At 64.5% G+C, this 20,782-nt stretch carries 19 protein-coding genes and 1 pseudogene; 12 read left to right on the forward strand and 8 right to left on the reverse strand.

The window, feature by feature from the left end:
• Positions 1 to 13: 13 nt before the first annotated feature.
• Together antB and antA are read right to left on the reverse strand one after the other, a co-directional pair.
• The gene (gene antB / locus AC07R1_RS25165; protein WP_053156267.1) at positions 14 to 505 is read right to left on the reverse strand and encodes an anthranilate 1,2-dioxygenase small subunit; all 492 of its coding nucleotides are present in this window, start codon (positions 503 to 505) and stop codon (positions 14 to 16) included.
• A gap of 2 nt (positions 506 to 507) precedes the next feature.
• Positions 508 to 1,896 carry an anthranilate 1,2-dioxygenase large subunit gene (gene antA, locus AC07R1_RS25170; protein WP_495111044.1) on the reverse strand — a complete coding sequence of 463 codons (1,389 nt, stop codon included), beginning with the start codon at positions 1,894 to 1,896 and terminating at the stop codon, positions 508 to 510.
• Positions 1,897 to 2,264: 368 nt separating this feature from the next.
• Here antA and AC07R1_RS25175 point away from each other — a divergent pair, with 368 nt between their 5' ends.
• Entirely contained in the window at positions 2,265 to 3,278 is a 1,014-nt protein-coding gene (locus tag AC07R1_RS25175) for an AraC family transcriptional regulator (protein ID WP_011059124.1), read from the forward strand.
• Between the two features lie 6 nt (positions 3,279 to 3,284).
• Here AC07R1_RS25175 and AC07R1_RS25180 read toward each other — a convergent pair whose 3' ends face one another.
• Positions 3,285 to 3,758: an Lrp/AsnC family transcriptional regulator gene (locus AC07R1_RS25180; protein WP_011059125.1), complete on the reverse strand. Its 474-nt coding sequence runs from the start codon at positions 3,756 to 3,758 to the stop codon at positions 3,285 to 3,287.
• 187 nt (positions 3,759 to 3,945) lie between these two features.
• Between AC07R1_RS25180 and kynU the strand changes: the two genes are divergently transcribed.
• On the forward strand, positions 3,946 to 5,196 hold the full coding sequence (kynU, locus tag AC07R1_RS25185; RefSeq protein WP_065364669.1) for a kynureninase: 1,251 nt from the start codon (positions 3,946 to 3,948) through the stop codon (positions 5,194 to 5,196).
• A 110-nt stretch (positions 5,197 to 5,306) separates the two neighbouring features.
• Positions 5,307 to 6,710 (forward strand): amino acid permease, encoded by a 1,404-nt coding sequence (locus AC07R1_RS25190; RefSeq protein ID WP_495111045.1) that lies wholly within the window; start codon positions 5,307 to 5,309, stop codon positions 6,708 to 6,710.
• A gap of 31 nt (positions 6,711 to 6,741) precedes the next feature.
• On the opposite strand, the pseudogene AC07R1_RS25195 reads toward AC07R1_RS25190, so the two are convergent.
• The 3 genes and pseudogenes from AC07R1_RS25195 to AC07R1_RS25205 form a co-directional block, all read right to left on the reverse strand.
• Positions 6,742 to 7,104 (reverse strand): annotated as a pseudogene (locus tag AC07R1_RS25195) (MerR family transcriptional regulator); the annotation flags it as partial.
• Between the two features lie 64 nt (positions 7,105 to 7,168).
• A complete protein-coding gene (locus AC07R1_RS25200; RefSeq protein ID WP_015634061.1) occupies positions 7,169 to 7,744 on the reverse strand; it encodes an NAD(P)H-dependent oxidoreductase in 576 nt (191 codons plus the stop codon).
• Between the two features lie 56 nt (positions 7,745 to 7,800).
• Positions 7,801 to 8,682, reverse strand: a complete 882-nt coding sequence (locus tag AC07R1_RS25205; RefSeq protein WP_072442959.1) for a LysR family transcriptional regulator — start codon at positions 8,680 to 8,682, stop codon at positions 7,801 to 7,803.
• Positions 8,683 to 8,896: 214 nt separating this feature from the next.
• Between AC07R1_RS25205 and AC07R1_RS25210 the strand changes: the two genes are divergently transcribed.
• Positions 8,897 to 9,661, forward strand: a complete 765-nt coding sequence (locus AC07R1_RS25210; RefSeq protein ID WP_220223661.1) for a sulfite exporter TauE/SafE family protein — start codon at positions 8,897 to 8,899, stop codon at positions 9,659 to 9,661.
• A gap of 7 nt (positions 9,662 to 9,668) precedes the next feature.
• On the opposite strand, the gene AC07R1_RS25215 is transcribed toward AC07R1_RS25210, so the two are convergent.
• Positions 9,669 to 9,983 (reverse strand): putative quinol monooxygenase, encoded by a 315-nt coding sequence (locus AC07R1_RS25215; RefSeq protein WP_011059132.1) that lies wholly within the window; start codon positions 9,981 to 9,983, stop codon positions 9,669 to 9,671.
• 203 nt (positions 9,984 to 10,186) lie between these two features.
• Between AC07R1_RS25215 and mdaB the strand changes: the two genes are divergently transcribed.
• The 8 genes from mdaB (at position 10,187) to AC07R1_RS25255 (ending at position 19,672) form a co-directional block, all read left to right on the forward strand.
• Positions 10,187 to 10,777: an NADPH:quinone oxidoreductase MdaB gene (gene mdaB / locus AC07R1_RS25220; protein ID WP_041115830.1), complete on the forward strand. Its 591-nt coding sequence runs from the start codon at positions 10,187 to 10,189 to the stop codon at positions 10,775 to 10,777.
• 67 nt (positions 10,778 to 10,844) lie between these two features.
• Positions 10,845 to 11,756, forward strand: coding sequence for a LysR family transcriptional regulator (locus AC07R1_RS25225; RefSeq protein ID WP_011059134.1), 912 nt, complete (start codon positions 10,845 to 10,847; stop codon positions 11,754 to 11,756).
• Between the two features lie 220 nt (positions 11,757 to 11,976).
• Positions 11,977 to 13,644, forward strand: a complete 1,668-nt coding sequence (gene ggt / locus AC07R1_RS25230; RefSeq protein ID WP_495111046.1) for a gamma-glutamyltransferase — start codon at positions 11,977 to 11,979, stop codon at positions 13,642 to 13,644.
• 228 nt (positions 13,645 to 13,872) lie between these two features.
• A complete protein-coding gene (locus AC07R1_RS25235) occupies positions 13,873 to 15,318 on the forward strand; it encodes a SulP family inorganic anion transporter (protein ID WP_011059136.1) in 1,446 nt (481 codons plus the stop codon).
• Positions 15,319 to 15,508: 190 nt separating this feature from the next.
• Positions 15,509 to 16,858 carry a GntT/GntP/DsdX family permease gene (locus AC07R1_RS25240; protein WP_011059137.1) on the forward strand — a complete coding sequence of 450 codons (1,350 nt, stop codon included), beginning with the start codon at positions 15,509 to 15,511 and terminating at the stop codon, positions 16,856 to 16,858.
• On the forward strand, positions 16,859 to 17,719 hold the full coding sequence (locus AC07R1_RS25245) for a MurR/RpiR family transcriptional regulator (protein ID WP_053156278.1): 861 nt from the start codon (positions 16,859 to 16,861) through the stop codon (positions 17,717 to 17,719).
• Position 17,720: 1 nt separating this feature from the next.
• Positions 17,721 to 19,187: an N-acyl-D-amino-acid deacylase family protein gene (locus AC07R1_RS25250; RefSeq protein WP_495111047.1), complete on the forward strand. Its 1,467-nt coding sequence runs from the start codon at positions 17,721 to 17,723 to the stop codon at positions 19,185 to 19,187.
• 116 nt (positions 19,188 to 19,303) lie between these two features.
• Positions 19,304 to 19,672, forward strand: a complete 369-nt coding sequence (locus tag AC07R1_RS25255) for a glyoxalase superfamily protein (protein ID WP_019095177.1) — start codon at positions 19,304 to 19,306, stop codon at positions 19,670 to 19,672.
• Positions 19,673 to 19,678: 6 nt separating this feature from the next.
• Here AC07R1_RS25255 and gliR read toward each other — a convergent pair whose 3' ends face one another.
• The gene (gliR, locus tag AC07R1_RS25260; RefSeq protein WP_053156284.1) at positions 19,679 to 20,707 is read right to left on the reverse strand and encodes an AraC family transcriptional regulator GliR; all 1,029 of its coding nucleotides are present in this window, start codon (positions 20,705 to 20,707) and stop codon (positions 19,679 to 19,681) included.
• Positions 20,708 to 20,782 lie beyond the last annotated feature (75 nt).

Here is a 20,782-nt window from a genome sequence, read left to right on the forward strand (position 1 = left end):
GAACTTCCGTGGGTCAGAGGTGATAGAAATCGAGCACCGAGTTGATCGTGTCGTTGAGCAGCAGCACATGCTTGCGCTGGATCAGCCAACTGTCGCCCTGGGGCTTGAGGTCGTAGGTGGCATGGCCGTAGAACTCCTCGGCGGTGGCCAGGCGATAGAACAGCGTGTGCCAGTTCAGGCGTACCCGCAGCAGGCCGTTGTCGCCCTCGGCAATGCGCAGGTTGCTGACCATGTGCAGGGTGCGCGGCATGGGAATGGTCGAGGCCGCCTTGCCGGTGCGCAGGCGGAATACCCGGTCCTCCAGTCCCGAACGGTTGGCGTAGTAGATCAGCGACATCTCGCGTTTCGGGTCCCGGGTGTAGACGTGTTCCGAGTCCCACTGGGGCAGGTGGAACTCGCTGTCCACGGCAAACAGTTGCAGGTAGGCGTCCCAGTCCTGGGCATCGCAAAGCTCGGACTTGCGATAGAAGAATTGCTCGATCTGGTACTGCAATTGCGCATTCATGCTTACACCTCACGCAGTTTCAGGGGCTGGCGCTGCAGGCCGTCGAGGAGGAACTTCTGCCAGTTCTGGTGCTGGTTGACGTACAGCCCCTCATGGGTGATTTCGGTGCCGGTCATGGCCGGCTGGATGCCCAGGTTCTCGCTGTTGGCGGTGGGCCCGCTGACCCAGCGGTGATGGCCGCGCGAGACATCGCTCCAGCGCTCCAGGCGCCCCTGGAAACCGCGCTGGGCCTCGCGAAATTCCACCAGGTCGTCCGGCGTGCCCATGCCCGAGACGTTGAAGAAATCCTCGAACTGGCGGATGCGGTTTTCCCGGTCGGCGTCGCTCTCGCCCTTGACCCCGATGCACTGGCTGATGATCTCGGTCTTGTTCCAGGCAATGGGGCGGATGATCCGCAACTGGGAACTGATCTGGTCGAGGAAGAACAGGCTGGGGTAGATGTTCAGGTTGCGCAGGCGGTGCATCATCCACTCGGCCTTGGCCTGGCCGTGCTCGGCCACCAGGCGCGGCATGATGCTGGCGTAGCCGGAGCGCACCGCCGGGTTGGGCATTTCGCTGAACAGCACGCTGTGGCCGTTCTCGAAGGCGAACCAGCCATCGTCGGTGCTGGCGTCGCCGGCGCCGAGCTTGCTGTAGTCCAGGGTGGCGCTGCTGCCGGCGCCGCTGTCGGCGTTGACCTGCTGGCGGTGCTGCACCGTGGCCACGTAGTTGTAGTGCACGGTGCTGACGTGATAACCGTCCAGGCCGTTCTCGTTCTGCAGCTTCCAGTTGCCGTCGTAGGTGTAGGCGGACTTGCCCGGCAGCACCTCCAGCTCACCGTCGGGGGACTGGGCGACCATCATGTCGAAGAAGATCCTGGCGTCGCCGAGGAAGTCTTCCAGGGAATTGTCGGCGGCCACGTCCAGGCTGATGAAGACGAAGCCCTTGTAGCTCTCGATGCGGGCCTTCTTCAGGCCGCGGGTGGCCTTGTCGAAGCCCTCGTCGTATTCCCCTGGCGCCTTGACCTTCACCAGGCGCCCGTCGCTCTTGTAGCACCAGGCATGGAAGGGGCAGGTGAAGGTCGACTGGTTGCCCTTGCCGACCCGGGTCAGGGTGGTGCCGCGGTGCTGGCAGGCGTTGACCAGGGCATTGAGCCGGCCCTCGCCGTCGCGGGTGATGATCATCGGCTGGCGCCCGGCGCGCATCGTGATGAAGTCGTGGTTGTTGGGCAGCTCGCTTTCGTGACAGGCGTAGATCCAGTTCTTCTCGAAGATCAGCTCCATCTCCAGGTCGAACAGCTCAGGTTCGGTGAACATGTCCCGGGCGATACGGAACACCCCGTCCGCGGGACGAAAATCCAGGCAGCTGTGGATGAAGTCTTGCCACTGCTCGACGTTTCTTGCACCACTCATGAGTCGGTACCTTTTTATTCAGGCCAATCGGGTGCAGTCATTAGAGAGAGGGGAGGGGGCCTGCGGCTATCCGCTTAGTCGGCCAAGGTCATCCACAAAATTGCCCGTTCCCGGCAAGGCATGGAGCAGCAGGCCCCTGGGTAGCATCTACCCAGCATCGTGCAGGCAAGCGATGGATGGCTGCCTGTTGGTGCGCTGATCGGCTACTGTGAGCGCAGCCAATGAGAGTGATGGGGCCCGGTTATCCACTTAGTCGACGATTGCTATCCACTGGGTTGGCAGCGCCGTCGGCTGGCGCAAAACTTGCCCTGTCATACAAGACGCGCCGTCAGAGCGCGCTGAATAAAAATTGCCGTGGGTGCGCCGTGATGAATAGCAAGGCTGATGGGCAGTTTCGCGAGATTCGTATCGATCGCTTTGACCTTGAAGGGGCCAGGAACTGGATGGCGGGAATCTGTGGGCCTCACCGCCTGGAAACCGCCAACCCCGAACGCATTCGTTTCCACCACAGTGCCAACGTGCTCAGGTCCCGTTCCACGACCCTGGGCATCATCGAGTACGGCACCGATGTGGTGGTGGATATCCAGGACACCGAGCGCTTCAGCAGCTACAGCCTGAGCCTGCCGCTGTGCGGCGAGCAGGAACTGAGCAAGGACGGGCGCCTCTTGCGCTCGGACCGCGGCCAGGGGGTGATCATCGCCCCCAACGAAAGCCAGGTGCTGGCCATCTCCGGAGACTGTCGCAAGCTGCAGGTGGTGATTTCCCGGCCGGCCATGAGCGAGGCCCTGGAGGGCCTGTTGCAGCGCCCGGTGCTGGAGCCGCTGCGTTTCGAGCCCGGCATGGATGCGCTGCACGGTGCCGCCGCGGCCTGGTGGCGCATGGCGCAGCATTTCATCGGCGAACTGGCCCAGGGCAACGAGCTCTATGAACAGCTGGCCTTCACCCGGGAAATCGAAAGCTCATTGATCAAGGGCCTGATCCTGGCCCAGCCCAACAACTACTCCAGCGAGTTGCGGGCAATGCTCGGGGTCAAGCTGCCCCACTATCTGGTACGGGCCCGCCAGCACTTGCATGAACATGCCCGCGAGACCGTGCACCTGGAAGACCTGGAGGCCGCCGCCGGCGTCTCGCGCTTCAAGCTGTTCGAGGCCTTTCGCAAGTACTTCGCCCTGTCGCCCATGGCCTACCTCAAGCGCCACCGGCTCAATGGCGTGCGCCAGGAAATTCTCGAGCACGGCTCGGCGCGCAACATCTCGGAGATTGCCCTGGGCTGGGGCTTCACCCACCTGGGGCGGTTCTCCGCCGAGTACCGCAAGCTGTTCGACGAAACCCCGAGCGTCACTGCCCAGCGTCACCCCGCGCGGCGACCGGCCGGGTTCTAGGACGGCTTACTTGCGCTGCACCAGGTCCAGCAGGCTGTTCTGTTCCTTGATCTTCTGCAGGACGATTTCCGAGCGGATGTCGGTCACGCCCGAGGCGCGGTTCAGATGGTTGACGATGAAATCCGAGAAGTGCTTGAGGTTGCGCGCCTGGATGCGCAGCACGTAGTTGCTGGCGCCGGTGATCACGTAGGCGGCCACCACTTCCGGCCACTGCTGGACCTTGCCGATAAAGGTCTCGTGCCAGCCTTCCACGTCCTGGCGCAGGGACACATGGACGATCGCCTCCAGCTCGATGCCCAGGCGCTCGGCATTGAGCTGGGCGCGATAGCCGCTGATGATCCCCTCCGTTTCCAGCAGGCGCAGGCGGCGCAGGCAGGCCGAGGGCGAGAGGGCGACTTTCTCCGCCAGTTCCTGATTGCTGATACGCCCGTCCTGTTGCAGGAAGTAGAGGATGCGCAGGTCCGTGGAGTCGAGGGTCATGGTTGGCATAAATCCGCGTTTTTTATTGGAGGATTAGAATTTTATTCGAGATTAGTACGACAGCGCGCTGCACTTTGCACGAAAATTCTCCCGGCCTTCGTCCATTATTTCTCAAGTTTTCGGGTTTCCAGGACCCCGTGCCCGGCCCCTTCCGGTGGGCATGACATTGACCAAGACAGGACTGCCAATGATCGATAAAAACCACTGCCTGCGTCTCGATGAACAGGACCCCCTAGCGCCACTGCGCCAACAGTTCAGCCTGCCCGAAGGGGTGATCTACCTCGATGGCAACTCCCTTGGTGCCCGCCCCGTGGCGGCTGCCGAGCGGGCCCGGCAGGTGATCGAGCAAGAGTGGGGCGAGGGCCTGATCCGCAGCTGGAACACGGCCGGATGGCGTGACCTGTCCCAGCGCCTGGGGGATCGGCTGGCGCCGCTGATCGGTGCGGGTGCTGGTGAGGTGGTCATCACCGATACCACTTCCATCAACCTGTTCAAGGTCCTCAGCGCCGCCCTGCAGGTCCAGGCCGGACGTGCGCCCCAGCGGCGGGTGATCGTCTCCGAAAGCAGCAACTTTCCTACCGACCTGTACATAGTCGAAGGCCTGACGCAGCTGCTGCAGCAGGGGTACTCCCTGCGCCTGGTGGACAGCCCGGAACAACTGCCGGCGGCCATCGGCCAGGACACCGCGGTGGTGCTGCTGACCCACGTCAACTACAAGACCGGCTACATGCACGACATGCAGGCGACCACCGGGTTGATCCACGAGGCGGGCGCCCTGAGCATCTGGGACCTGGCCCACTCGGCCGGCGCGGTGCCGGTGGACCTGGGCCGCAGCGGCGCCGACTACGCCATCGGCTGCACCTACAAGTACCTCAATGGCGGCCCCGGCTCCCAGGCCTTCGCCTGGGTCGCTCCGGCGCTCTGCGACCTGGTTACCCAGCCGCTGTCCGGCTGGTTCGGCCATGCCCGGCAGTTCGACATGGCCACCCGCTACGAGCCTTCCAGCGGCATTGCCCGCTACCTGTGCGGCACCCAGCCGATTACCTCTCTGGCCATGGTCGAATGCGGCCTGGAAGTCTTCGAACGGACCGACATGCAGAGCCTGCGGCGCAAGTCCCTGGCGCTGACCGACCTGTTCATCGAACTGGTGGAGCAGCGCTGCGCCGGTCACGAGCTGAAGCTGGTGACCCCGCGTGAGCATGCCAAGCGTGGCAGCCACGTGAGCTTCGAGCACCCCGAAGGCTACGCGGTGATCCAGGCCCTGATCGCCCGGGGCGTGATCGGCGATTACCGCGAGCCGCGGATCATGCGTTTCGGCTTCACTCCGCTGTACACCCGCTTCAGTGAGGTGTGGGAAGCGGTGCAGATCCTCGGTGAAATCCTCGATCAGAAAACCTGGGCCCAGGCGCAATTCCAGGTGCGCCACAGCGTGACCTGAGACGTGTTTCACCCCCTGGTTGCCGCCCTGTGCGGCGACCAGGCCAGCGGCACAAGGACGGGCCGTCACAACGATTCATACGTGCACACAACAATAAAGAGGCACTCAAAGTGACCACCTCCAACAAGGGTTTCGAAGCGATATCCAATCGCGAGCACGGCCTCAGGCGGCAGTTGACCGCCGGCCAGATGAGCATGATCGCCATCGGCGGGGCCATTGGCACCGGGCTCTTCATGGGCAGCGCCTACGCCATCGGTTATGCCGGCCCCAGCGTGCTGCTGAGCTACGCCATCGGCGCGTTGATCACCCTGATCCTGATGGGCTGCCTGGCGGAAATGACCGTGGCCCATTCCACCTCCGGCTCCTTCGGTGCCTACGCCGAGTTCTACGTCAGCCCGCTGGCCGGCTTCCTGGTGCGCTATGCCTACTGGGCGGCCATCGTGCTGGCGGTGGGGGCCGAAGTCACGGCCATCGCCATGTACATGAAGTACTGGTTCGCCAACGTTCCGGAGTGGGTGTGGATCATCTCCTTCTCCAGCGTGCTGATCGTGCTCAACGGCATCAGCGTGAAGACCTTCGGCAACTTCGAATACTGGTTTTCCACCATCAAGATCGCCGCCATCGTCGGCTTCATCATCCTGGCGGTGTACGTGGTGTTCGGCTCTGGCAACCCCGACTACGGGCTGCACAACTACAGCGCTCACGGCGGCTTCTTTCCCAACGGTTTCGAAGGCATGTGGATTGCCGTGATCGTGTCGATCTTCAGCTACCTGAGCGTGGAGATGATCGCGGTGGCGGCGGGCGAGGCCAAGGACCCGCAACGCGCGGTGAAACAGGCCTTTCGCGCCACCATCGTGCGCCTGGTGGTGTTCTATCTGCTGACCCTGGCGCTGATGCTGGCCATCGTGCCCTGGGCCCAGGCCGGCAAGGCCCAGAGCCCGTTCGTCACGGTGATGCAGACCATCGGTATTCCCGGGGCCACCGGGGTGATGAATTTCGTGATCCTGATCGCCGCGCTATCGGCGATGAACAGCCAGCTCTACATCACCACGCGGATGATGTTCAGCCTGTCCCGCGCCGGCTATGCGCCCAAGTCCATGGGGGCCCTGAGCAAGAACGGGATTCCGCTCAATGCCCTGCTGCTGTCCAGCTCCGGCATCGCCCTGGCGACCCTGGTCAATGTGCTGTACCCCGAGAGTTCGTTCACCCTGATGATGGCGATCTCGATGTTCGGCGCGATCTTCACCTGGTTCATGATCTTCCTCACCCATTACTGCTTCCGCCGCTATCACCAGCGCCACGGCGAGCAGCAGTTGTCGTTCCGCATGCGCCTGTTTCCCTACAGCACCCTGCTGGGGCTGGTGCTGATGGGGGCGGTGATGATCACCACCTACTTCACCGAGGCGTTCAAGATGACCCTGGTGTTCGGGGTGCCGTTCCTGCTGTTGCTGACCCTGGTCTATTACCTGTGCTTTCGTAAGCCGCGGGTGGTCGCCGGCTTGTCGGAGGTCTGAAGCAAGGCCGCCCGGGCGGTCCTAGCGGCTGCCCAGGGGGGCATTCCTCTCGCGCCTGTTGCAGGCTGGTCTCGAACAGCTCGAGCCGGCCCTGCAACTGCTGCAAATCCTCGATCTGCTGTTGCAGCTCGCGCTTTTTCTGCGCCAGGGCCGCCTGGGCCCGGTCCCAGGGGAAGGCCTGCCCCTGGTGGGTGGCGAACACCTGCTGCAGTTCCTTGAGCTTGAAGCCCAACTGCTGGGCGCACTTGATGAATATCAGTTGCTCGACGCTCTGCGCGTCATACAGGCGGTAGCGACCCTGGCGTGGCGCTTCGGGCAAGAGGCCGATGGCCTCGTAATGACGGATGCTCTTGACCGTGGTTCCGGACAGTTGCGCGGCTTGGCCGATGTACATGAAGGCTCCTTTTCCAGTACCGGGTCGTCGGGCGGTGGACGGCGTTGCGCATTATCCGGCGCTTTCACTGCCTGGCAAGGTGCTCCACTTGCAGCAGCCAGTCGGCCCGGCGTTCCTGGCTGGCGTCCAGCACCGGGCCGAAGGTCAGGGTGCGCAAGGGCTTGATGCCGCAGAAGGCCAGGGTGGTGCGGCGCATCTGCTGCAAGCCGGGCATGCGGTAGAACCAGCGGAAGTACCAGGGCGGTGTATCCATGGTCACCAGCAGGTGGGCGCTGCGGCCCTTTAGCAGCTGCTCCGGAAAGGCTTTGCCGGGGCGGTACTTGAAGGCGAAGCCCGGCAGCAGCACGCGATCGAGAAAGCCCTTCATCAGCGCCGGAATGCCGCCCCACCAGATGGGGAAGACCCAGGTCAGGTGCTCGGCCCAGAGGATGTCGGCCTGGGCCTGCTGCAGGTCTTCTTCCAGGGGCTGGATCTGGCGATAACCTTCGCGCAGCACCGGGTCGAAATGCAGGTCGCCGAGCCTGAGCTGGCGCACTTCATGGCCGGCTTCCTGCGCCGCCTTCACGTAGCGCTCGCTCAATGCCGCGCACAGGCTGTGGCGCGAAGGGTGGCCGAGAATCACCAGGATGCGTTTGCTCATTGCCGTGGTCCTTGAGGAATAAACCCCAAGGCTAAAGTCTGCCCCTAAGGGGAGAGTCAAGGCTCCAGCAGCGCACGGCACAAGCCCTGGGCATACAGGGGCAGGGCGTTGAAGTCGCGGGCGCACAGCAGCAAGCGGCGGCGTGCCCAGGCCTCGTTCAAGGGGCGGCTTTGCAGAGCCAGGTGCAGGTTGCGTTGCAGGGCCGCCAGGGGCACCAGGGCCAGCCCGGCGCCGCGGGCCACCATGCGCAGCACGGCGTCGAAGCCTTCGGCGCGGATGCGCAACTGCATGCGCCGGCCCAGATGCAGGGCCTGTTCCTCCAGGTACACCGCCAGGGCGCTGTGGCTGGCCAGGCCGACATAGTCGTGGGCCAGGCTGTCGCTGAAGCTGGGGGCCGCCAGGGCACCCAAGGGGTGGTCCGGGGGCATCACCAGCACCAGTGGGTCGTCGCGAAAGGCCCGGGTCATCAGGCCCTGAGTGTCCACCGCATCGGAGACGATCCCCAGGTCCGCCGCGCCCTGGCGCAGGGCGTGGGTGATGCGCTGGCTGGGCAGCTCCTGCAGCTCGATATCGACATGGGGCTGGCTGTGCAGGAAGTCTGCCAGCAGCTCTGGCAGGTACTCGCTGAGTGCGGTGGTGTTGCACAACAGGCGCACCTGGCCCTTGACCCCCCTGGCGTATTCGCCAAGGTCCTGCTGCAGGTGCTCGGCGTACAGCAGCAGCGTTCGTGCATGCTGGGCCAGGGCCTTGCCGGCGGCTGTCGGGCGGATGCCACGACGCCCGCGTTCGAGAAACTCGATGCCCAGCGAGGCCTCCATGGCGCGGATTCGAGCGCTGGCGGCGGCCAGCGACAAGTGGCTGCGAGCGGCACCGGCGGTGATGTTGCCGGCCTCCAGAATGTTCAGGTACAGGCGCAGGTCGATCAGGTCGAAGTGCATGGGGCATCTCTCGGGGAGCGTCATGTTTGTAGGAGCCGGCTTGCCGGCGAAGAGGCCGCTGGGTTCTGCGCAAATCTCGAAATCGCTTTCGCTGGCAAGCCAGCTCTTACGGCGGTACGGGCCATAGGTTTTTGTATGTGCCTATTGCCGGGCAAGAGGCTGGCTCAGTATATGGCAGATTTTCAGCAGGGCGAGCAGGGCGCAGGATAGGCCCATGAACAGCTCGCTCGCGTTTTATCAGAGTCTCGGAATGGCCCTTTCCCTGTTGGTGATCGGCACTTTTGTGCTGGCCGGCATGGTCAAGGGGGTGATCGGTCTTGGCCTGCCCACCGTGGCCATGGGCCTCTTGGGGTTGGCTATGGCGCCGGCGCAGGCTGCGGCCCTGCTGATCATTCCGGCGACCCTGACCAATCTCTGGCAACTGGCCTTTGGCGGGCATCTGCCGGCCTTGCTCAAGCGCCTGTGGCCGATGCTGCTGGCGATCTTTGCCGGCACCGCCGCCGGCTCCCTGTGGCTGGGAATCGACGCCGGGCATTGGGTGGTGCGGGGCTTGGGGGCGGCGCTACTGCTATATGCCCTGAGCGGCTTGCTGTTGCCGACCCTGCGAGTGTCGGCGGCCCAGGAGCGCTGGCTGGGGCCGCTGTGCGGGCTGGTCACCGGGGTCATCACCTCGGCCACCGGGGTGTTCGTGATTCCGGCGGTGCCCTACCTGCAAGCCCTGGGGCTGAACAAGGATCAGCTGGTGCAGGCCCTGGGCCTGTCGTTCACCGTCTCGACCCTGGCCCTGGCCGGCGGCCTGCTGTGGCGCGGCGCCCTGGGCGGCGCCGAGCTGGGGGCCTCGCTGCTGACCCTGGCCCCGGCGCTGCTGGGCATGTGGCTGGGGCAGTGGTTGCGCCAGCGCATCAGCGCCCAGTTGTTCAAGCGGGTGTTCTTTGTCGGCATGGGCCTCTTGGGCGGGCACTTGCTGATCAGCGGCTAGCTTTTGCTCAGCGGCCAGCCGCGGCCGGGCTGAGCATGTCGATGGCGCGGATCTCGAAGTCGCGCTCCAGGTAGTCCATGCGCGCGTCGAGGAACTGCTGCATGTGCGGCAGGCTGGAGTGGCTATCCAGCGCCTCCTGGGAAGCCCAGACCTCGTAGAAAATGAACAGGCTCGGGTCCTGTCGGTCCCGCAGCATGTGGTATTCGATGCAGCCGGCTTCAGCGCGGCTGGCGGCTACATGGCCGAGAAAGAACGCCTCGAAGGCATCAGCCCGTTCCGGGCGGGTCTTGGCGTGAAGGATGAAGGCCTGGGGTGTGGGCATAAGGAGCACTCTTGCTGATGGGGAGGTCGGCAAAAATTCTAAGGCAACAATCCACCACTGATTCGTGCGTTTGAGTCAAATGTATTTTGAACAACCCGGGCTTATTCTCCGGCCCTGGCCTGATTAACCTGCCGCCATCGTTTTCAATCTTTACAGCCCGCCGCCATCGATGCGCAACGGGTTGTTCCCGATGAGGCTGGATCATGAAAAAAGTACTGCTGCTCAATGGCGCCAAGCAATTCGCCCACTCCGATGGCCGCTACAACGCGACCCTGCACGACACTGCCCTGGCGGTGCTCGACCGGGGTGGTGTGGAGGTCAAGGTCACCCATATCGACGAGGGTTATGACATCCAGGAAGAAGTGGCGAAGTTTCTCTGGGCCGACGTGATCGTCTACCAGATGCCCGGCTGGTGGATGGGCGCGCCGTGGATCGTCAAGAAATACATCGACGAAGTCTTCACCGAAGGCCACGGCAGCCTCTACGCCAGCGACGGCCGGACCCGCTCCGATGCTTCGCAGAAGTACGGTAGCGGCGGCCTGATCCAGGGCAAGCAGTACATGCTTTCGCTGACCTGGAACGCCCCGCAGCAAGCCTTCGACGATCCCACCGACTTCTTCGAGGCCAAGGGCGTGGACGCGGTCTACTTCCCGTTCCACAAGGCCAACCAGTTCCTGGGCATGAGCGCCCTGCCGACTTTCCTCTGCGTGGACGTGATGAAACGCCCGAACATCGAAGGCGATGTGCAGCGTTACGAGGAACACCTCAAGGCAGTGTTCAATCTGCCGGGCTGAATCCGGCTACTATTGAGTGCCTTGAAATTCAGGGGCGATGTTGCCCCGCTGCCGCCAGAGGACTCATGTGAAAGCCCGATCCGACGAGTTGCAAGTCTTCGTCTGTGTCATCGAGTGCGGCTCGATTTCCGCCGCCGCCGAGCAGTTGGCCCAGACCCCTTCGGCGGTCAGCCGCAGCTTGTCGCGGCTGGAGGCCAAGCTCGACACCACGCTGATCAACCGCACCACGCGACGCATGGACCTGACCGAGGAAGGGCGCTACTTCTTCGAACAGGCCAAGCTGATCCTCGATCAGATGGACGAGCTCGAAGAGCGCCTGTCCTCGCGCCAGCGCAATCCGTCCGGGCGCTTGCGGATCAACGCCGCATCGCCCTTCATGCTGCACGCCATCGTTCCCTATGTGGCCGAGTTCCGCAGCCTGTACCCGGATATCCAGCTGGAACTCAACAGCAACGACCTGATCATCGACCTGCTGGAGCAGAGCACCGATATCGCCATCCGCATCGGCGTGCTGGCGGACTCCACCCTGCATGCCCGCTCCCTGGGCTGCAGCCCGCTGCACATCCTCGCCAGCCCTGACTACCTGGCCCGCCACGGTACGCCGCAGAGCGTGGCCGAACTGGCCGGGCACACCCTGCTGGGCTTCACCCAGACCGAGACCCTCAACCACTGGCCGCTGCGCCATGTGCATGGCGACCGCTGGCAGATCCAGCCGGGCATCAGCGCCTCCAGTGGCGAGACCCTGCGCCACCTGGCGCTGGAAGGGCAGGGCATTGCCTGCCTGTCGCACTTCATGACCATCGACGACATCCGCGCCGGGCGCCTGCAACCGGTGCTGGCCTCGTTCAACAGCGGCTATCGCCAGCCGATCAACGCCGTGTACTACCGCAACTCGCAACTGGCCCTGCGCATCCAGTGCTTCCTGGATTTCATCCAGGGCAAGCTGGCCGATTACGCCAACCCCGAGTTCCAGGGCTGAAGGCTCCCCCATTCCCCGCCTATCCCCCGTAGGAGCCGGCTTGTCGGCGAAGGGGCCCCCGGGTTTTGCGCAACTCTTGAAACTGCATTCGCTGGCAAGCCAGCTCCTACGGTTATCCACGGCTGAGGCTTGGGACGTTCGTGCCACGATTGGCGATTGCTCAAACCCGGGTCTGGGGCCTAAGGTTCTTGCCGTTCAATAACAAGAAAAGGAAGGACCTATGCGCATTCTGTTGTTCAAGACCCTGGCCCTGACGGCCGCTATCGCCGCCAGCAGCTCGGCCTTCGCCGTGACCCTGGAAGGCGGCGCGGTGGCCGCGCCCAACCAGTACGGCGCCGATGTCGCGGCGCAGATCCTCAAGAAGGGCGGCAACGCGGTGGATGCCGCGGTGGCCACGGCCTTCGCCCTGGCCGTGACCTACCCCGAGGCCGGCAACATCGGGGGCGGCGGGTTCATGACGATGTACATCGACGGCAAGCCGTACTTCCTCGACTACCGGGAAACCGCGCCCAAGGCCGCGACCCGGAACATGTACCTGAATGAAAAGGGCGAGGTGATCGAGAACCTGAGCCTGGTGGGCGCCCGCGCCGCCGGGGTGCCGGGCACGGTGAGGGGCCTGTGGGAAGCTCACCAGAAGTTCGGCAAGTTGCCGTGGAGCGAGTTGATCACTCCGGCCGTGGGCTACGCGAAAAACGGCTTCAAGGTGGCGGACAAGCAGTACCAGTACCGCGAGGATGCGTTGAAGCTGTTCAACGGCACCACCAACTTCGGCGACTACTTCGGCAGCATGAAACCGGGTGAAACCTTCCGTCAGCCGGAGCTGGCCGCCACCCTGGAACGCATCGCCGACCAGGGTGCCAAAGAGTTCTACAGCGGCAAGACCGCCGACTTGCTGGTGGCGCAGATGCAGGCCGACAAAGGCCTGATCACCAAGCAGGACCTGCAGGACTACAAGGTCCAGTGGCGCCAGCCGCTGCAGGTCACCTTCCGTGGCAACACCCTGTACACCGCACCGCCACCCAGCTCTGGCGGGGTGGCCCTGGCGCAGCTGATCAGCATCAAGGAAGAGCGCGCGGCGGACTTCAAGGGTGTGGAGCTAAACTCGGCCAAGTACATTCACCTGCTGGCGGAAATCGAAAAGCGGGTGTTCGCCGACCGCGCCGACTACCTGGGCGACCCGGCGTTTTCCGATGTTCCGGTCAAGCAACTGACCGACCCGGCGTATCTGAAAAAACGCGCCGCCGAGGTCAACCCCAACGCCATCTCGGCCACCGAAAAAGTGCGCCCCGGGCTTGAGCCGCACCAGACCACCCACTTCTCCATTGTCGATGCCCAGGGCAACGCGGTGAGCAACACCTACACCCTGAACTGGGATTACGGCAGTGGCGTGGTGGTCAAGGGCGCTGGCTTCTTGCTCAATGACGAAATGGACGACTTCAGCGCCAAGCCAGGCGTAGCCAACGCCTTTGGCGTGGTGGGTGGCGATGCCAACGCCATCGCCCCGGGCAAGCGCATGCTGTCGTCCATGAGCCCGAGCCTGGTGACCCGCGACGGCAAGGTCACCCTGGTGCTGGGCACCCCCGGTGGTTCGCGGATCTTCACCTCGATCTTCCAGGTGCTGAACAACCTCTATGACTACAACCTGCCCCTGGAAAAGGCCGTGGCCGCGCAGCGCGTGCATCACCAACTGCTGCCCAAGGACACGATCTACTACGACGCCTATGCGCCGCTCACCGGCAAGGTCGCCGATGAGCTGAAAACCATGGGCTACACCCTGGAAGACCAGGGTTGGGAGATGGGCGATATCCAGGCCATCCGGGTCAATGGCACCGCGCTTGAAACCGCTTCCGACCCACGTGGCCGCGGTGTCGGCAAGGTCGTCAAATAACCGCTGAACCCCGGTAGGAGCTGGCCGGGCGGCGTTCCGCTTGCCGGCGAAAGGGCCCGTGAGCCTGGTGCCAGATCCAACGGCCTTTTCGCTGGCAAGCCAGCGCCTACATTCGTTGTGCAGACGCCGACGGCCGGCTGGCCGGCGGCGGCTCAATTCCGTAACATTCCCCGCCTTCTTTCCGCTCCTCCAAGGGCCGCGCCTGCCGGTCCGTCTATCAGGTCAATCATGAAAGCAAAACGTCTGCGTGCCGATGTCCTGGCCGGACTCACCACCTCCTTTGCCTTGCTGCCCGAATGCATCGCCTTCGCCCTGGTGGCCCACCTCAACCCGTTGATGGGCCTGTATGGCGCGTTCTTCATCTGCACCCTGACCGCGCTGTTCGGCGGCCGGCCGGGCATGGTCTCCGGCGCGGCTGGCTCCATGGCGGTGGTGATCGTCGCCCTGGTGGTGCAGCACGGGGTGCAGTACCTGCTGGCCACGGTGCTGCTGGGTGGGCTGGTGATGGTCGCCTTCGGCCTGCTGCGCCTGGGCAAGCTGGTGCGCATGGTGCCGCACCCGGTGATGCTGGGCTTCGTCAACGGCCTGGCGATCGTCATCGCCCTGGCCCAGCTGGAACATTTCAAGAGCGGCGAACACTGGCTCAGCGGCCAGCCGCTGTACCTGATGGCCGGGCTGGTGGCATTGACCATGGCCATCGTCTATCTGCTACCGCGCCTGACCCGGGCGGTGCCACCGGCCCTGGTGGCGATCCTCGGGGTCGGCGCGTTGGTGTACTTGCTGGGCCTGCCGACCCGCACCCTGGGGGACATGGCCCACATCGCCGGCGGCCTGCCGAGCCTGGCGCTGCCCCAGGTGCCGTGGAACCTTGAAACCCTGGGCATCATCGCGCCCTATGCGTTCCTGATGGCCATGGTCGGCCTGCTGGAAACCCTGCTGACCCTCAACCTCACCGACGAAATCACCGAGAGCCGCGGTTACCCGGACCGTGAATGCGTGGCCCTGGGCGCGGCCAATGTGGTCTCGGGAATGTTCGGCGGCATGGGTGGCTGCGCGATGATCGGCCAGACCGTGATCAACCTCAGCTCCGGTGGCCGCGGGCGTTTGTCGGGCGTGGTGGCGGGCGCTCTGATCCTGCTGTTCGTGCTGTTTCTCTCACCGCTGATCGAGCGCATCCCTCTGGCGGCGCTGGTGGGGGTGATGTTCGTGGTATCGCAGCAGACCTTCGCCTGGGCGTCCCTGCGGGTGATCAACAAGGTGCCGCTCAACGATGTGCTGGTGATCCTCGCGGTGACCGTGATCACCGTGTTCACCGACCTGGCCATGGCGGTGTTCTGCGGCATCGTCATTGCCGCCCTCAATTTCGCTTGGCAGCAGGCCCGCGAGCTGTACGCCGACAGCCACCTGGAAGCCGACGGCAGCAAGCACTACCAACTGCATGGCACCCTGTTCTTCGCCTCCACCACGCCGTTTCTCAACCAGTTCGATCCGGCGGGCGATCCTCGGCACGTGACTGTCGACTGTCGCCACCTGAGTTTTGTCGACTACTCGGCCATCGCCGCACTGAAAACCCTGCGCGAGCGTTATGCCAAGGCCGGCAAGCAGTTGCGGGTGCTGCACCTGTCCGAGCGCTGCAAGAAGCTGCTCAAGCGTGCCCGAGAGCATCACGACTGAGATCGGCCACAGCGGCAGTGGATGAAAATACCCACTGCCGATTTTCATAAGCCGGCCTTTCACTTAGCTGTTCGCGACAAAGCCTGCCTCTTTACGAAAATAAGTTTCACTCGGTTTGAAGTTCACCTTTCTAAGTGATTAATGAATTTCACAACCATTCGAAAGTGACGCTGTTTTCAAGGAGGACGCCATGGCTCCCGCTACGGGTTCTTGGCTGCTGGGCTACGCCGCAGTCGCCATCATTGCGCTGATCGTGTTGATCGCCCGCTACCGACTCAACCCCTTTATCGTCATCACCCTGGTGTCGGTGGGCCTGGCGCTGATGGCCGGCATGCCGCCTTCCGGAGTGGTGAGCGCCTACGAGGCCGGGGTTGGCAAGACCCTGGGGCATATCGCCCTGGTGGTGGCACTGGGCACCATGCTCGGCAAGCTGATGGCCGAATCCGGTGGTGCCGAGCAGGTGGCGCGCACCCTGATCGACCGCTTCGGCGAACGCAACGCCCACTGGGCCATGGTCTGCATCGCCTTCCTGGTGGGGCTGCCGCTGTTCTTCGAAGTGGGTTTCGTACTGCTGGTGCCAATTGCCTTCACCGTGGCGCGGCGGGTCGGGGTGTCGCTGCTGATGGTGGGCTTGCCGATGGTCGCCGGGCTCTCGGTGGTGCACGCCCTGGTGCCGCCGCACCCGGGAGCGATGCTGGCGGTGCAGGCCTATCAGGCGTCGGTGGGGCAGACCCTGGTGTATGCGCTGCTGATCGGTGTGCCCACGGCGATCATCGCCGGGCCGCTGTACGCGCGGTTCATCGTGCCGCACATCCACCTGCCGGCGCAGAACCCCCTGGAGCGCCAGTTCATCGCCCGCGAGCCGCGCCTGCGCCTGCCGAGTTTCCGCCTGACCTTGGCCACCATCCTGCTGCCGGTGGTGCTGATGCTTCTCGGCGGCTGGGCCAACCTGCTGGCCGAGCCCGGCACCGGCCTCAACCAGTTCCTGCTGTTTATCGGTAACTCGGTGATCGCCCTGCTGGTGGCCACCCTGGTGAGTTTCTGGACCCTGGGGCTGGCCCAGGGCATGAACCGCGAATCGATCCTCAAGTTCACCAACGAATGCCTGGCGCCCACCGCCAGCATCACCCTGTTGGTGGGGGCCGGCGGCGGCCTCAACCGCATTCTCATCGACTCCGGGGTGACCGAGCAGATCGTCGGCCTGGCCCATGAGTTCCAGCTCTCGCCGCTGTGGATGGGCTGGCTGTTCGCGGTGCTGATGCGGGTCGCCACCGGTTCGGCCACCGTGGCCCTGACCACCGCTTCCGGGGTGGTGGCGCCGGTGGCCGTCGGCCTGGGCTACCCGCACCCGGAGCTGCTGGTGATCGCCACCGGCGCCGGCTCGGTGATTCTTTCCCACGTCAACGACGGCGGCTTCTGGCTGGTGAAGGAATACTTCAATATGACCGTCATCCAGACCTTCAAGACCTGGACCGTGCTGGAGACCCTGATCTCGGTGATCGCCTTCGGCCTGACCCTGGTCCTCGCGGAGTTTTTGTAGATGGACATCCTTTACCAGATCCGCTCGCGCCTGGATTTTCTCAGCGCCGGGGAAGGGCGGATCGCCCGGCTGATGCTCGACGATGTGGGCTTTGCCGCCTCTGCCAGCCTCGACGAACTGGCCCGCCGCGCTGAAGTCAGCGCCGCCACCCTGTCGCGCTTTGCCCGCAGCGTCGGCTGCCGCGACTTGCGCCAGTTGCGCCTGCAGTTGGCCCAGGCCAGTGGGGTGGGCAGCCGTTTCCTGGACCCTGCCGGCACCCCGGAACAGTCCGGGTTCTACCGGCAGATCGTTGGCGATATCGAAGCTGCGCTGCACCAGCATCTGGCCGGTTTCGAGGAGGCCCAATTCGCCGATGCGGTGCGCCTGCTGGGGCGCGCGCGGATGATCCACGCCTTCGGCATGGGCGGCTGCTCGACCCTGTGCAGCAGCGAGTTGCAAGTGCGCCTGGTACGCCTGGGCTACCCCATTGCCGCCTGCCACGACCCGGTGATGATGCGTGTCACCGCCGCCGCCCTGGGGCCGCAGCACGCGGTGATCGCCTGTTCGCTGACCGGTATCACCCCCGAGCTGCTGGAGGCGGTGGCCCTGGCCCGTACCTACGGCGCCGGGATCCTGGCCATTACCTTGCCCGACTCGCCCCTGGCGCAATTGGCGGATGTGCTGCTGCCGCTGCACAGCGCCGAGACCTCGCTCATCTACAAACCCACCGCGGCCCGCTACGGCATGCTGTTGGCCATTGATGTGCTGGCCACCGAGCTGGCCCTGGCCCTGCCCGACGACAACCAGGAACGCCTGCGACGGATCAAGCTGGCCCTGGACCATTACCGTGGCGGCGACGATTGCCTGCCCCTGGGAGACTGACATGCGCTACCACACGCTGATCCGCAACGCCCTGATCATCGACGGCAGCGACCGTCCCGGTTACCCCGCCGACCTGGCCATCCTCGACGGGCGCATCGCGCGCATCGGCGATCTGTCCGCGGCCAGCGCCGAGCAAGAGATCGACGCCGCCGGGCGGGTGCTGGCCCCGGGTTTCATCGATGTGCATACCCATGACGACACGGTGGTGATTCGCCAGCCGCAGATGTTGCCCAAGCTCAGCCAGGGGGTGACCACGGTGATCGTCGGCAACTGCGGGATCAGCGCCGCGCCGGTGACCCTCAAGGGCGAGCCGCCGGACCCGATGAACCTGCTGGGCGAGCGCTCGATGTTCGTCTACCCGCGTTTTCGTGACTACCGCGCGGCGGTGGATGCCGCGCGCCCGGCGATCAACGTGGCGGCGCTGGTGGGGCACACCGCGCTGCGCAGCAACCATCTGCCGGACCTGTTTCGCACGGCCACGGCCGATGAAATCAGCGCCATGCGCGGGCAACTGCGCGAAAGCCTGGAGGACGGCGCCCTGGGCCTGTCCAGCGGGCTGGCCTACGCCAGCGCGTTTTGCGCCGAGACCGATGAAGTGCTGCAACTGGCCCAGGAATTGACGGTGTTCGGCGCGGTGTACACCACCCATTTGCGCAGCGAGTTCGAGCCGGTGCTGGAGGCCATGGACGAAGCTTTTCGGATTGGTCGCGTGGCCCGGGCACCGGTGATCGTCTCGCACCTCAAGTGCGCCGGCGCCGGCAACTGGGGGCGCAGCCCGCAACTGCTGGCAGCCCTGGAAAACGCCGCTCGGGAACACCCGGTGGGCTGCGACTGCTATCCCTACGCCGCCAGTTCCTCGACCCTGGACCTCAAGCAGGTCACCGATGCCTACCGCATCACCATCACCTGGTCCACACCGCACCCCGAGCAGGGCGGTCGCGACTTGAGCGAGATCGCCGCCGACTGGGGCGTCAGCCTGCTGGCCGCCGCCGAGCGCCTGCAACCGGCGGGGGCGGTGTACTACGGCATGGATGAAAACGATGTGCGGCGCATCCTCGCCCATCCGCTGTCGATGATCGGCTCCGATGGCCTGCCGGAAGATCCTTTCCCCCATCCAAGGTTGTGGGGCGCCTTCCCCCGGGTACTGGGGCACTTCAGCCGCGACCTGGGCCTGTTCCCGCTGCACACTGCGGTGCACAAGATGACCGGGCTGTCCGCGGCGCGCTTCGGCCTGCACCAGCGTGGCGAGATCCGCGAAGGGCACTGGGCCGACCTGGTGCTGTTCGACCCGGCGCGGGTGCGCGACGTGGCGGATTTCAAGGAGCCGCAGCGCGCCGCGCAAGGCATCGATGGGGTCTGGGTCAATGGCGTGTGCAGTTTTGCCCAGGGCCGGGCCAACGGTGAACGCCAGGGGCGCTTCCTGCCCCGGGAAGGTGACCTGCGCCCGGGATTTGCATCCGCTGGCTGATTTGTTGACCTCCATCACAATGATGGCTCTGTGCTATTAAAGAATCCCCGAGCGGCGCCGAACTGCTGATAATCGCCGTCTGTATAGTCGGCTCATTTCAGTCAGGGAGTCGCGCAATGAGCTTTGGCAAAACCACCCCCATTCTGCGGATCTTCGATGAAGCCAAGGCCCGGGAGTTTTACCTCGATTTCCTGGGTTTCTCCCTGGATTGGGAACACCGCTTCGAAGCCGATTTTCCGCTGTACATGCAGGTCTCGCGGGGCGAGTGCGTGTTGCACCTTACCGAGCACCATGGCGACTGCTCGCCGGGTGCGGCCCTGCGGATCGAGACCGATGAACTGGAAACCTTCCAGCAGCAGTTGCTGGCCAAACACTACCGCTTCTCCCATCCGCAGATCCAGGCCATGCCCTGGGGCAGCCAGGACATGACCATCAGCGACCCGTTCGGCAATCGCCTGGTGTTCACCAACGCCATCAGCGTGTAACGGGTTTCAGGCCTTGCCGGAGCTCTGCGCGCTCAGGCGGAACTGCCCCGGGGTCAGCCCGGTGCGGGTCTTGAAACTGCGGTGGAACGAGCGCGGTTCGGTGAAACCCAGGCAATCGGAGATGCCCTGGATCGACAGCTCGCTGTGGCGCAGATAGTGCTCGGCCAGCTCCTGGCGCAGGTCGTCGAGAATCTGCTGGTATGAAGTGCCAGCCTGTTGCAGTTGGCGCTGCAGGGTGCGTACCGACAGGTGCAGGTGCTGCGCCACCTGCTCCTTGCGCGGCAGGCCGTCCTTGAGCAACTGGCGCAGCACGTTGTGCACCTGCAAGGCCAGGGGCGCATCGCCCAGGGAAGCCATCATCGCCTGGGCATGTTCTTCCAGGGTCTTGAGCAGGCGCGCGTCGGCCTGGCGCAGGGGCATCTGCAGGTACTCCAGCGGCGCCACCAGCGCCGAGCAGGGTTGCTGGAACAGCACCGGGCAGCCGAACAACGCCTCGTACTGCGCCGCCTCGACGGGTTCCGGCAGGGCGTGTTCGAACCACACCGCGCTGGGCGACAACTGCGAATCGGCGATCCAGCGCGCATACAACAGCCAGGACGCCAGGACGTTTTCCACCAGGTGGCGGCGGATGTCCGGGCGCTGATGGCGGCAACTCCAGATCAGCCGCACCTGGTTGCCAGCGACTTCGGCGCGGCTGGTGCCCATGTCTCCCACCAGTTTTTCGAACGGCATGATGCGGCCCATGGCTTCGCCGAGGGTCGCGCAGTTCATGGTGATGTAGCCCAGCACATTCCACGAGCTGGGTTTGACGAAGCGCGCCGAATTGAGCCCGAACAGCGGATCGCCCGAGTGCTGGCAGAAGTAGTCCAGCAGCCGCTCATGCACCTCCATCGGCAGGCGCAGGCTGGTGTCGTTCAACTGCGCGGCGCTAAGCCCGGCCGCCGCCAGCGCCGGCTCGGTGGCAATACCCAATTGCTCCGCATAGAGCAGGTATTTCAGCAGGGGCGGGACCGAAGTAAAACCGAGGCTGGGCATGAACGGATTCCTGGTGACTAATCCCTAGGACAGCAGGACGAAGACCGGGAAAGGTAAGGGCAAACCCTGATGGGT

This window comes from Pseudomonas sp. GW821-FHT07F01, assembly GCF_059418825.1.